13 protein-coding genes and 1 other annotated feature are annotated in these 11,511 nt (G+C 43.9%); of the genes, 2 read left to right on the top strand and 11 right to left on the bottom strand.

Annotation, left to right across the window (positions count from 1 at the left end; translation table 11 throughout):
- The first annotated feature begins 66 nt into the window (after positions 1–66).
- Together A6755_RS09465 and A6755_RS09460 are read left to right on the top strand one after the other, a co-directional pair.
- The gene (locus A6755_RS09465; RefSeq protein ID WP_063590514.1) at positions 67–1,194 is read left to right on the top strand and encodes an IscS subfamily cysteine desulfurase; all 1,128 of its coding nucleotides are present in this window, start codon (positions 67–69) and stop codon (positions 1,192–1,194) included.
- A 49-nt stretch (positions 1,195–1,243) separates the two neighbouring features.
- The gene (locus A6755_RS09460) at positions 1,244–1,774 is read left to right on the top strand and encodes a transcription repressor NadR (protein WP_053535832.1); all 531 of its coding nucleotides are present in this window, start codon (positions 1,244–1,246) and stop codon (positions 1,772–1,774) included.
- Positions 1,775–1,833: 59 nt separating this feature from the next.
- Here the strand turns inward: A6755_RS09460 and A6755_RS09455 are convergent, their stop codons facing one another.
- From A6755_RS09455 to A6755_RS09405, 11 genes are all read right to left on the bottom strand, one after another.
- Positions 1,834–2,526, bottom strand: a complete 693-nt coding sequence (locus A6755_RS09455) for a DUF6944 family repetitive protein (protein WP_063590513.1) — start codon at positions 2,524–2,526, stop codon at positions 1,834–1,836.
- A gap of 361 nt (positions 2,527–2,887) precedes the next feature.
- Positions 2,888–3,763 carry a prephenate dehydratase gene (pheA, locus tag A6755_RS09450; RefSeq protein ID WP_063590512.1) on the bottom strand — a complete coding sequence of 292 codons (876 nt, stop codon included), beginning with the start codon at positions 3,761–3,763 and terminating at the stop codon, positions 2,888–2,890.
- A gap of 394 nt (positions 3,764–4,157) precedes the next feature.
- Entirely contained in the window at positions 4,158–4,607 is a 450-nt protein-coding gene (locus A6755_RS09445; protein WP_034308837.1) for an ACT domain-containing protein, read from the bottom strand.
- A 40-nt stretch (positions 4,608–4,647) separates the two neighbouring features.
- Positions 4,648–5,937, bottom strand: coding sequence for a GTPase ObgE (gene obgE / locus A6755_RS09440; RefSeq protein ID WP_063590511.1), 1,290 nt, complete (start codon positions 5,935–5,937; stop codon positions 4,648–4,650).
- A gap of 48 nt (positions 5,938–5,985) precedes the next feature.
- Positions 5,986–6,525: a Spo0B domain-containing protein gene (locus A6755_RS09435; protein ID WP_063590510.1), complete on the bottom strand. Its 540-nt coding sequence runs from the start codon at positions 6,523–6,525 to the stop codon at positions 5,986–5,988.
- A 537-nt stretch (positions 6,526–7,062) separates the two neighbouring features.
- Complete coding sequence (gene rpmA / locus A6755_RS09430; protein WP_048688955.1) at positions 7,063–7,353, bottom strand: 50S ribosomal protein L27; 291 nt, start codon at positions 7,351–7,353, stop codon at positions 7,063–7,065.
- Between the two features lie 12 nt (positions 7,354–7,365).
- A complete protein-coding gene (locus A6755_RS09425; RefSeq protein WP_063590509.1) occupies positions 7,366–7,698 on the bottom strand; it encodes a ribosomal-processing cysteine protease Prp in 333 nt (110 codons plus the stop codon).
- A gap of 13 nt (positions 7,699–7,711) precedes the next feature.
- Positions 7,712–8,020 (bottom strand): 50S ribosomal protein L21, encoded by a 309-nt coding sequence (gene rplU, locus A6755_RS09420; protein WP_034308849.1) that lies wholly within the window; start codon positions 8,018–8,020, stop codon positions 7,712–7,714.
- Positions 8,021–8,033: 13 nt separating this feature from the next.
- Positions 8,034–8,117: a sequence feature (ribosomal protein L21 leader region), on the bottom strand.
- Positions 8,118–8,192: 75 nt separating this feature from the next.
- Positions 8,193–9,665: an Rne/Rng family ribonuclease gene (locus A6755_RS09415; protein ID WP_231688587.1), complete on the bottom strand. Its 1,473-nt coding sequence runs from the start codon at positions 9,663–9,665 to the stop codon at positions 8,193–8,195.
- 42 nt (positions 9,666–9,707) lie between these two features.
- Positions 9,708–10,574, bottom strand: coding sequence for a M50 family metallopeptidase (locus A6755_RS09410; RefSeq protein ID WP_034308855.1), 867 nt, complete (start codon positions 10,572–10,574; stop codon positions 9,708–9,710).
- Entirely contained in the window at positions 10,567–11,316 is a 750-nt protein-coding gene (locus A6755_RS09405) for a M23 family metallopeptidase (protein WP_063590508.1), read from the bottom strand. Before A6755_RS09405 ends, A6755_RS09410 begins: the two co-directional genes overlap by 8 nt.
- Between the last annotated feature and the right edge of the window lie 195 nt (positions 11,317–11,511).

Below are 11,511 nucleotides of genomic sequence, written 5' to 3'. Positions count from 1 at the left end.
ACTATATTTACATATTATTAAACTATTATCAAGAGTTTTTTAAGATTAAAGGATGGAAGTGATTTCTTGATTTATTTGGATTACGCCGCTACAACTCCGATTGATGAGGAGGCTCTTGACGTATTCAGCCAAGCATCCCGGAAGTTTTTCGGGAATGCGAGCAGTTTGCATGATATTGGCTCTGAAGCGGCACGTTTATTGGATATGTCACGGCAGCAACTCGCAGAAATGCTGAACATAAAAAAGGAAGGAATCATCTTTACGAGCGGCGGATCAGAAAGCAACATGCTTGCGATCGATACTTTCATCGCTTCGAAACCATCCTGGCAGAACCACTTGATTGTAAGCCGGACTGAACATGCATCTCTTGCCAATTTCGTCGAAAAGCTTGAACAAGATGGCTTCGAGGTTACTTATTTACGGCATTTGAAAGATGGCCGTGTTGATATTGAACATCTGCAGGAATGCATGTCGGAGAGAACATGCTTAGTCATTGTCCAACATGTGAATTCGGAAATCGGGGTCATTCAACCCATTGAGCAAATAAGTGAAATCGTTCGAAAACACAAGGCTTTTTTTCATGTGGATTGCGTCCAATCATTTGCTAAATTACCACTTGGCAAGATAGCCGCCTCATGTGATGGACTATCCGTTTCCAGTCATAAAGTTTATGGTCCAAAAGGGACTGGGGCCGTCATTTTCCCGGCCATCCATCAGTTGAAGGCTTCGGTACCGAATATCACTCATGAATATGGTTTCAGACCAGGAACAGTGGACGTCCCCGCGATAGCTTCCTTCGTGACCGCTGCTAAGAAATTGGGCGACATCATGGAAGATGAACGAAAACGGATCTCCGCACTTAGGACGCAATTGATTCAACGGCTGACGGAAAGGAAAATCGATTTTCAAATCATTGAAGCAAAATACGAGCAATTGCCTCACATATTGGCGCTGACCTTCGCTGGATTGCAAGGACAGTACATCATGCTGGAATTAAACCAGAAAGGATTCGCCGTTTCGACGGGAAGCGCCTGCCAAATCGGAAAACAGGATCCTTCAAAAACGATGATGGCCATTGGAAAAAGCGAAGATGAAGCCCATCAATTCGTCCGCTTTTCCTTTGGCAAAAACACGACGGCCGACGACATTCACAAGTTGGCGGACTGCATCGAAGGAATAGCTTCCATTCGATAAAACCCTCCAATCTGTGTTAGAATGTTTGTAATTAAAGAGGTGAATGTTTATGGAAAGAAAGAAATTACTTGGGGAAGAAAGACGGACGAAACTCTTACATTTATTGCAAACAAGCACGGAGCCTGTAACGGGCAGCGAGCTTTCGCAAATAACGAATGTAAGCCGGCAGGTTATCGTTGGTGACATAACCCTCCTGAAAGCGCGGAATGAACCTATCATTGCCACAAGCCAAGGCTATCTGTACCTGCAAACGGGGAGCACGCAGAAGCCGGAAAGGATCATTGCTTGCCAGCACGATCCTTCCCGGACCCAAGAAGAACTATATTTACTAGTGGATATCGGCATCACGGTGAAAGATGTCAAAATCGAGCACCCCGTATACGGCGACCTAACCGCTTCCATCATGGTCAGCAGCCGTAAGGAGGTCCAGCAATTCCTTTCAAGGGTGACGGCAACGAATGCATCGTTTTTATCGGAACTAACGAGCGGCATCCATCTCCATACACTGAGCGCATCATCTGAAGAACTGCTCGACGAAGCGGAGTGCGCTTTGAGGGATGCCGGCATTTTAGTCGATTGAATGAACGAAAAATCCTCAAAAATAGGGCTTTTGAGGATTTTTTTTATGGACTCTCATGCTCACTCATCATTGGAATTGCTTTCATTTGAGCTTCCATTCCCGGAGTTTTCATCTTCGTTACTTCTCAACTGCCCTATAAGGCTAATGACGGAACCGACCGCCTGTACCCATCCCCCCATCACTTGGATTAATTCTGCATCAGATGGCTTCTCTTCCAAATTAGGATATTGATACTTTTGCTGTTCCTGCTCCTTATCTTGTTCTTCTTGTTCATGATTCTTATCTTGGTCTTTTTCTAGAATGCTATTTTTAAGTTCGGCAATTCCACCCATCGCTTGCATCGAATTACCAATCGCCTGCAACAAATTTCCCGTAGCATTGAAGGCCTGTTCCGGTTCATCCGGATTTTCGTATGCCCCCGCCAAAGCGGTTCCTCCTCCCAACGCTTGAATCAGATTGCCTTTGATGATTAATTCCTGTTTCGTTATTTCATCAAAGTCAATGACTAGACCTAAGATAACAGTCGAATTTCCGATTGCCTGTATTATATTCCCGAATTTATCCAGGGACCAGGTTTCTTCCGCGTCGGCCAATAAGGCATTTCCTGTTGCTTGAAGTTCATTTCCAATCAAATCCAAGTTCTTACGAAATTCTTCGTCCAAGACATGGGACGGTGTACCAGCAACAGCTGAAATGATGGTACCTATCGCTTGGGTCCACGAACCGAAAGTTTCTTTGAATTGATTATCCATCTCTGGTGACCACCACCCTCTCTCTACATTTTTGATTAAAAAGGTGCATCCACTGAATTAGTTTTCAAATATGTATTTGCCAGTTCCACATGTGGCCTACCGAGATTTACTTATTGTATTTGCTTTCAGCACAATCGGTGTTTGTTTTCCATCCAGAATCATAGGCACTTTTTATCATGAAAAACTTCTCCATCTTCCCAGAATCCAATAAACCTGCCTATTGCTATATATTTCATCAAATGACAGCCCACCATTTTAGGAACTTGTACACAAGGGAAATACAAATCTTAACGAACACAAAAAATGCCCCGGAAATAATTCCGGGGCACCCATCTTATTCATCGTACTCAGCTTTTAACATTCATCGTTGCGGTACACCAGTTTGGACTTTAAAACATGAATAGCTTCCCATGATCGATACCGTACATCCTAAGGCCTCGAGCTCAGAGATCGCTCCTGGGATGAGGACATCGTCAAGGGACATTTCGATGTCGATGATGAAGAAGTAATTGCCCAATCCTGTTTTCATTGGTCTTGATTCAATCTTGGAAAGGTTAAGTTTCCTCCAGGAAAAAGCGGAAAGGACTTGGTGCAGCTGCCCTGAGTGGTCGGCAGGCAGCTGAATCATCAAGGTCGTTTTCTTGTCCCCTTCAACGGTCAAATGCCCTTCATAGTCGACTTCACTGTTGGATACGACGATAAACTTGGTGTGATTATGTTCGTAATCGTGAATATTTTGTTTGGCAATCGTCAAACCGTACTCCTCCGCAGCCATATCATTCGCAATCGCCGCAATATTGATATCGGGATTCTCCATCACCATTTTCGCAGCGGCTGCTGTGGATGTGACATACTCATACGGAATGCCCCTTAGCTCATTATGTAGGAATTTGCGGCATTGAGCGATGGCATGGGAATGCGAATAAACCATGTCAGGTTTGAAACCAGGATATGCATGATCCGGGTGCACCATATAATGCTGTTGGATTGGAATCGTCACTTCGCCTTTCATCGGCAATGTGACTTCATGGATTAAGTAATCCATCGTTATATTTACCGAACCCTCTAAAGCATTCTCGATCGGCACGAGCGCGTGATTCACTTCCCCGTCCCGAACAGCATCAAGGCAGTCCGGAATCGTGTTCATCGGTATTTTTATATCATTAGGAAATAGTCGCGATACAGCTAAATCCGTGAACGTTGCTTTTGGTCCAAGAAATGCAATTTTCGCTGTCATATTATAAACTCCTTTTCACGGAAAATCTATTGTTTATGTTATGCCATTTTCTGATTTTTTACAATAGTTAATCGTTAATTTCCTCTTACAAATGAAAACAGCCTGAAGACAAACCCGATAATAAATGAGTTTGTCTTCAGGCTATTTTATGTTTTTAAACGTTGACCTCGCTTTCCGCGGACGGTCACCTGTTTGAACAGATTTACTATTGCATTTTAATGAAAGCTGCCGGATTATTTCCCGGAGCTACTATCGTCCCCAACATAAATCCATTACGGTCTGCACCGCATGAAACGAATAGGCAAACTTTTTTGTTCAGTATCAGTTGGAAAAGGTTTGGGAACCTTTTGTCTACAAACTGACAGCCTGTACATGTGTCATGTACAGGCTGTTTTCATGCGCCGTTACCAATGATTTCGACTTTTTCGACGAACTCCATTTTACGCAGTTTAGTGAGCAGTTCATTAATATCCATCGTCATCCCACCCGTATTCAGGGATAGGGTGACATTTGCACGTCCCTGTAAAGGAATCGTTTGGTGGATGGTCATGATGTTGCAACCGGATGAGGCGACGAGCCGTAAAAGCTCCGATAGAGTACCAGAACGATCTTCAAGATAGAAGAACAGTGTAATCAGCTTTTCCTTAACAACTGTATGAAACGGAAAAACCGTGTCACGGTATTTGTAAAAAGCACTCCTGCTTAGGTCCACTCGCTGTACCGCTTCCCAAACTGATTCCGCTTTTCCCCGTTCAATCATTTCTTTTGCATCCAGCGTTTTTTTCATCGCTTCGGGAAGGACATCCTCTCGAACGAGGAAAAATTTCTGATCGGACTTATTCAAACTCCGCACGCCTCCTTTTGCCTGCCATCATGTTCTCCAATCAATCAACAAATTCAAATTCATATTCAAGGATACGGACGATATCGCCATTTGTCGCACCTTTTTGGCGAAGGCCTTCGTCGACTCCGAATGAACGAAGCTGTCTGGCGAAACGACGTATGGACTCTTCACGGGTGAAGTCAGTCATTTTGAATAGACGCTCGATCTTGAATCCTGATACGGCAAAGCTGCCATCGGGTTCGCGTTCAATGTTAAATTCATCCGACTGTGATGTATGTTTATATAGAACCCGATGGATTCCAGTATTCTCTTCTTCATGTTCAAGAGGGAACTCAGGGGTCTCTTCAATTTTATCAGCGATTGCATAAAGAAGCTCACGGATCCCTTCACGCGTCACGGCAGAAATCGGGAAGACAGGATAGTCTTCTTCCAGCTTTTCTTTGAAAGCAGCTAAGTTATCTTCTGAGTCCGGCATATCCATTTTACTTGCTACAATGATTTGCGGACGTTCAGTCAAGCGCAGGTTATACTCTTCCAATTCTTTATTGATTGTTTGGTAGTCTTCATATGGATCCCGGCCTTCAAGACCCGACATATCGATTACATGAACGATTACCCTCGTTCTTTCAATATGGCGCAGGAATTGATGTCCAAGTCCCACTCCTTCTGAAGCGCCTTCGATCAGACCAGGTAAATCGGCCATGACGAAGCTGCGGTGATCTTCCGTTTCCACCATTCCTAGGTTCGGTACGATCGTTGTAAAATGATATTCGGCAATTTTAGGCCTTGCTGCGGATACGACAGAAAGCAAAGTGGATTTCCCTACACTTGGGAAACCAACCAAACCGACATCAGCCAACAGTTTCAATTCCATGACGATATCGCGTTCTTGGCCGGGTTCGCCATTCTCCGCGATTTCAGGTGCAGGATTGGCAGGCGTGGCAAAACGGGAATTTCCCCGGCCTCCGCGGCCACCTTTGGCGATAACGGCGCGTTGTCCATGCTCAACTAAATCAGCAATGACTTCCTTCGTTTTATCATCGATGACAACGGTGCCAGGTGGAACCTTGATGACCATATCTTTTGCAGCCGCACCATGCATGTTTTTGGACATGCCATGTTCTCCGCGAGGTGCCTTAAAGTGACGTTGGTAACGGAAATCCATTAATGTACGCAAGCCCTCTTCCACTTCAAATATGACATTGGCCCCATTACCGCCATCTCCGCCAGCCGGTCCGCCTTTAGGTATGAATTTCTCACGACGATAAGCAACTATCCCGTTACCACCGTCTCCGCCTTTTACATAGACTTTCGTTTGATCGACAAACATGCTATCACTTCCTTGTTTTCTGCAAGTCAATTCTTGCTGTATACTTCTCTAAAAGTTAATATCCATCTTAAAAAATATTTCATCCTCATTACATTCAAGAATTTCAATTGATTGCTCGGCCGTTAATGAACTTTCCAAAAACTCGATCACTGGGGATTGATCAATGAACCTGCCTTGCATATGAAATGTACAGTGCATATCGCTCACTTCTTTTTTACACATAGAAACAGCCAGTATATTTTCAAAAAACGGATCCAGGTTTTTATCCAGAATCTTGAAGAAATCGTTTGTCCAGCGATACATCAGCCCGTCCATCTCGGTTGAGCCTTCAAAAACATCAATGATTTCATATTCGCAAAAAAATGATCCATTATTCCAATTCGACGTCAACAGCATCTCGGTGAACTTGGGCAAATTCAAACTGGAAAGTCGTGCTTCATTCTGGGTTTCAACAATGATTTCATCAATGATGCCCTTGACACGATCAATTCTGTTCAACTCCAGATTCCCTTTGATGATTTGAATTTTATTCAGCCAGTCATGCCTGGTTTGACGCAGAGTTTCAATAGTCGTCCAATTTTTATCCATTATTAACACCTTCAATTATGATAAAGAAACTTTTTTCAGCTCTATCATGTTGAATACTTCCATTTGTACAGTATATCAAAAAAACAACAAACAGGAAATGAAGCTCGATTCACATGCCTTCACATGAAAGCCCCCGTCCAAAAAATACAGCCGCACACCCTGAGTTCTTTGGACGATGGTAGAGCCATTTGAACTAAAAAAGAGAATGGGCCTTATTTATGCACCAATTGGAGATATTATAGTTGAATTGGAGTGTCTATTTGGTTTAACCAAATCGGATGGATGAATAATCTTGGATTTACCCCCTGAAAGTTTAAGAAAGCCCGCCTATTGGCGAGCCTTTTGTAAGTCAGAGGTTGTTTCCTTATACTAATGACTAAAGTCTCCTGCAAAATGCTGGTTCGTTCCTATAGTATAAATAAAGGGCCGGACCCCTTCATCACTATATAGCATACCATTATTAATAATGACGCGGTATATAGTGTCTTGTAGAAGGAATCAGACCCTTTTGAGTCAGCCTCTGTTCAAAGATGCCAATTATGCTTCTTGTGCAACTGGATATACGCTTACTTTTTTACGGTCACGTCCGAAACGTTCGAATTTAACAACACCGTCTACTTTAGCGTATAGAGTATCGTCTCCACCACGGCCTACGTTCTCACCAGGATAGATTTTTGTTCCGCGTTGACGGTAAAGGATAGAACCACCAGATACGAATTGACCATCTGCACGTTTAGCGCCAAGACGCTTGGAGATTGAGTCACGTCCGTTCTTTGTAGAACCTACTCCTTTTTTCGAAGCGAAGAACTGAAGATCTAATCTTAACATTTGTTCCACCTCCTATTGGTTGAGGATAATTTTCATGTATTTACCATAATCACGTTCGATGGTTTGCAGCGATATGAGCATTCCGTTCAAAAGCAGCTGAACCTTCTCTTCCGATTCCGGCGAAAGATTCCCCGGAATGGCGCAGCGAAGATAGCCGCCTTCTCGCCCTTGCTCAATCTCAGGCTCTACGTCCGTTAAGGACATGATGGCATTGACTGCCCCGAAGGAAACAGCCGATACACCTGCACAAACGATATCAGAACCTTTTTTAGCAAAATCAGCATGTCCGCTTAAGGTGAACGAAGCAATCCGTTCCTGCGGAGCATCAAATACAACTTTGATCATCTAGAATCAGCCCTTACGCGTTGATTGCTTCGATAACAACTTTAGTGTATGGTTGACGATGACCTTGTTTTTTACGATTGTTTTTCTTCGCTTTGTATTTGAAAACAGTGATTTTCTTTTGCTTACCTTGTTTTTCGACAGTACCTGTTACAGTAGCGCCTTCAACTAGTGGAGCACCGACTTTCACGTCTTCGCCACCTACGAATAAAACTTTGTCAAATGTAACAGTTTCGCCTGCTTCTGCGTTTAATTTTTCAATGTAAACCGCTTCGCCAGCTGCTACTTTAATTTGTTTACCGCCAGTTTCGATAATTGCGTACATACTTGCACCTCCTTAAATGTCTCAGACTCGCCAATCACAGGCGTTTTACCAAAAAGGCAAAAGCTTAAAACCTGATGTTGAGCGGTTGTAGCACGGGTGCTACAAACATAACATTAAAATCCTACCATGAAACAGGAAAGGCTGTCAATATATTTATAACAATTCCCGCTCTTCACTCGAAAGCCCGCCCGATTTCCTGAATGCTTCCGAACCGCTTGATGGAATAGGCATTCGTCAAACCTGGGATAAAAGACAGGAATATCTTTTTAGCGATCAATTCCTCCAATGCCGGCCGATATGATTCCTTTTCACCAAGCAGCACGTCCGCCACCGCTTTACTGACCTCCACCCATACCGCTTCATCATCCGTCTTCCTGTGTTCCAGCAGTTCACGTTCCAACCGGAAGGCCACCGTTTCCGGGCTCTCGATTTTACCGCTTCCACTGCACACAGGGCAAGGCACCGTCGTCATTTCACTTAAAGACGGGGAGGTTCGCTTTCTCGTCATTTGTAAAATGCCCAGTTCCGTAAAACCGATGACCTGGATTCGCTTCTCATCTCTCACCGCTTCCTTTTTGACGATTTCGATGATTTCCTGCTTATGCCGGGACTGGTCCATATTGATGAAATCTATTAGGATGATTCCGCTGATATTCCTCAATCTCAGTTGACGGGCGACCTCTTTCGCCGCAGCCTGATTGACCGCAAACAAGGTTGCTTCCTTCGCCACCTTGCCGGTGAACTTACCTGAATTGACATCGATTACGGTGAAAGCTTCCGTTTCTTCAAAAATTAAATATCCGCCATTATCAAGCCAAACGATTTTCTTGGCCATTTTCTCAACTTGCGCTTCCACATTCCATTCGGAAAAAATATTCTTGGTACCCGCTACATGGGATATTTCCCACTCCTTACGGTTTTCCTGTATCCACTTTTTCAACTCGCGATAGGCCTCGAAGTCATCGATGGCAAGTTCCCCATTCGCCGTTCCCGACATTTCGGAAATGATCATATCAAGGTATGCGTCCCTTTCATAGAGAAGGGACGGGGCCTTTAGGGACGCAGCCTTGACTTCAAGCCCTTTATGGAGCTCCCGCAATCCAGTTAACCTGTCAAGGAAGACCGATTCACTTTCGTTCTCCATCGAGGTGCGGACAATCAGTCCCTCATCAGGATTTTTATGCTGCATGGCCGTTTCCCGCCATTGCTTCTGAAGATCGTCGTTTTTGAATTTCTTTGAAACACCAACATAATCTATTCCATGTATGTAAACGAGGGACTCCGTTGAAAACTCGATCAGCCCCGTCAATTTAGCTCCTTTTGTTCCCGTTTCATCCCGGGTCACCTGAACTAGCAGCTTTTCTCCCTGACGGACAAATTGACCGATGGATGCTTTCCCATCACTTTTTTTTGTAAGCTGGAAGGAGGGAATCTCGTCACGGTGTAAAAAACCATTCTTCTCTGCACCATAATCAATGAAGGCGGCATCCATTCCCGGCAGCACCTTCGTCACCTTCCCAAGATAAATATTACCGACCGTACTGCGCTTTTGAGGCGGCATGATTTCAAGTTTACGCAAAACACCATTCTCAAGGACGGCCACTCTTTTTTCGCGTGAAGCTAGGTTCGCGATCATTTTTTTCATCAAAAAAAATCCTCTCCTCAATTTGAAGAAAGGATAACATATTTAATAAGAATATAATAGGTCGCCGATTTTCCCGTTCGTCATTTTCTCCGAAAAATAGGCGTGAAGGATTTCCGTTTCATCCAACGAGCCGCTCTCTTTCCCGTTTTTCATGATGATGACGGGGTGTTTACAGCCGCGTTGAAACAGTTCCAGCACTTTATAAATCGGTTCTTGTGAATCCACCGATATCGGCTTCAGTTTCGCCAAATCATTCGTATGCCCGTAATGGCGCTGCAAAAGAAAGCGGATGAACGCGTAATACCTCTGCCGCCATTCCATGACGAGTGAGAGACTTATGAAAAAGATGATGAGCCAGATGTTCAAATTGAGCGGATCCAGTATGATCCAGGTCAAAAAAGCCAGGACAGCGAATACTGCAGAAAAGTGAAGGGTATGTTTCTGCGCTTCCAAAAAGGTGCAGTATAGGGAAATGCCGATGAATAGCAAGCGTCCCCCGTCCAAGGGCCAAATTGGCAGCAGATTAAAAATCAGCAGCATGAGATTCATATACAAAAAGGGCTGATACAGCTCATATGGGATAATAGTGAAGAAATAGAGCAAAAAAGCTGCACCAATGAGCCAAACATGTTGAAGCGGACCGGCAAGCACCACCGCCAAATCCTCCTTCAAACTCTTATTTCCATACTCCTCAGTCTCGACAGCCCCGCCAAAAGGAAGCAGCTGGATTGACTTTATCCGCCATTTGAAGTGCTGGGCACAGACAGCATGCCCCATTTCATGAATGAAGACGATGAGCAGCAGCATCATCATTTCAACGAAATGGGCTGTGAGGATGGCGATGCCAATGACAAACCACAGTGTCGGGTGCACCCTGATTTTAAACAGTAACTTCGCATATTCACTCAAAGGAAATCACCTTTTTAGGATCGACGAAAGCATCATTTTCTTTTATCGCTAAATAAAATCTGCCCTTCGATCCATCTTCACTTAGTGTAACCTGTCCGACTTCATTGCCCTTTTTAACGAACTCATACAATTTCACATCAATTTCTTTCAGCTGCCCATACCAAGATTCAGTTTTATTGGCATGCTGAATGACTACCGTCTTTCCGATCCCCTCCTTTTCACCGGCAAAAATGACGACCCCTTCATTAACGGCCTCGACCTTTGAGCCTTTGCTCGTTTCCAATATGATTCCCTCACCGTTCGTCTCGAAGTTTTGGGTAATCTTCGCAGAAGCAGGCATTGCATATTCTTCATTCGAATCAACAGTTTCCGTATCGGCATCATTCGGTAAAAAAGCGATTGGTTTACCAAATGCACTTTCATACCAGTTGGAAATTGAAGCGAACTGAAATTCCTTGTTCATGTTCTCCATGACAAAACTCCTGGCAGGGTCAAGCCGCACTGAAGGGTGTTTGAACATCACCGCTACTATCAGGAACAGGCATACACTGGCAAGGATTTTAAAGAAAAAATATTCTTTCTTGAAGAGCGGATGATCTTTCTCTGAATACCCGTTATATGAATCAATCCCATATGGTTCCTCATTGTTGATTTCCGTCCAACTGCTGCTTCCTGCCGGCTTATCATTAAACTTGCGTCTCTTGGCGATACGATTTCGGATATCTTTCCTGCGATCATCCATTCCAGATTCCCCTCCCTGCTCATGTCAAAGCGCTATATTACAACGTATGAGCAACTTGTCCAGACTATGACGGAGAAAAGATATTCTTTCTGCACATCCTGAAAAATTTTTCCCAATGAAAAATCATCCGGAAACTAATGAATTTCCAAGGTGATTTCTGTATCGATTCAGAAAATCTAATAATTGAGATTGATA

It is taken from the genome of Peribacillus frigoritolerans, from assembly GCF_001636405.1.
Lineage (GTDB): Bacteria > Bacillota > Bacilli > Bacillales > DSM-1321 > Peribacillus > Peribacillus frigoritolerans.
Note: the sequence above shows the minus strand (reverse complement) of the source record. Positions and strands in the feature narration are given on the sequence as shown.

Coding starts and splice junctions, on each gene's coding strand:
- A6755_RS09460 (WP_053535832.1), top strand. CDS start 1,244: ATGGAAAGAAAGAAATTACTTGGGGAAGAAAGACGGACGAAACTCTTA.
- A6755_RS09455 (WP_063590513.1), bottom strand. CDS start 2,526: ATGGATAATCAATTCAAAGAAACTTTCGGTTCGTGGACCCAAGCGATA.
- pheA (WP_063590512.1), bottom strand. CDS start 3,763: ATGACAGCGAAAATTGCATTTCTTGGACCAAAAGCAACGTTCACGGAT.
- obgE (WP_063590511.1), bottom strand. CDS start 5,937: ATGTTTGTCGATCAAACGAAAGTCTATGTAAAAGGCGGAGACGGTGGT.
- A6755_RS09435 (WP_063590510.1), bottom strand. CDS start 6,525: ATGGATAAAAATTGGACGACTATTGAAACTCTGCGTCAAACCAGGCAT.
- rpmA (WP_048688955.1), bottom strand. CDS start 7,353: ATGTTAAGATTAGATCTTCAGTTCTTCGCTTCGAAAAAAGGAGTAGGT.
- A6755_RS09425 (WP_063590509.1), bottom strand. CDS start 7,698: ATGATCAAAGTTGTATTTGATGCTCCGCAGGAACGGATTGCTTCGTTC.
- rplU (WP_034308849.1), bottom strand. CDS start 8,020: ATGTACGCAATTATCGAAACTGGCGGTAAACAAATTAAAGTAGCAGCT.
- A6755_RS09415 (WP_231688587.1), bottom strand. CDS start 9,665: ATGAAAAAAATGATCGCGAACCTAGCTTCACGCGAAAAAAGAGTGGCC.
- A6755_RS09405 (WP_063590508.1), bottom strand. CDS start 11,316: ATGGATGATCGCAGGAAAGATATCCGAAATCGTATCGCCAAGAGACGC.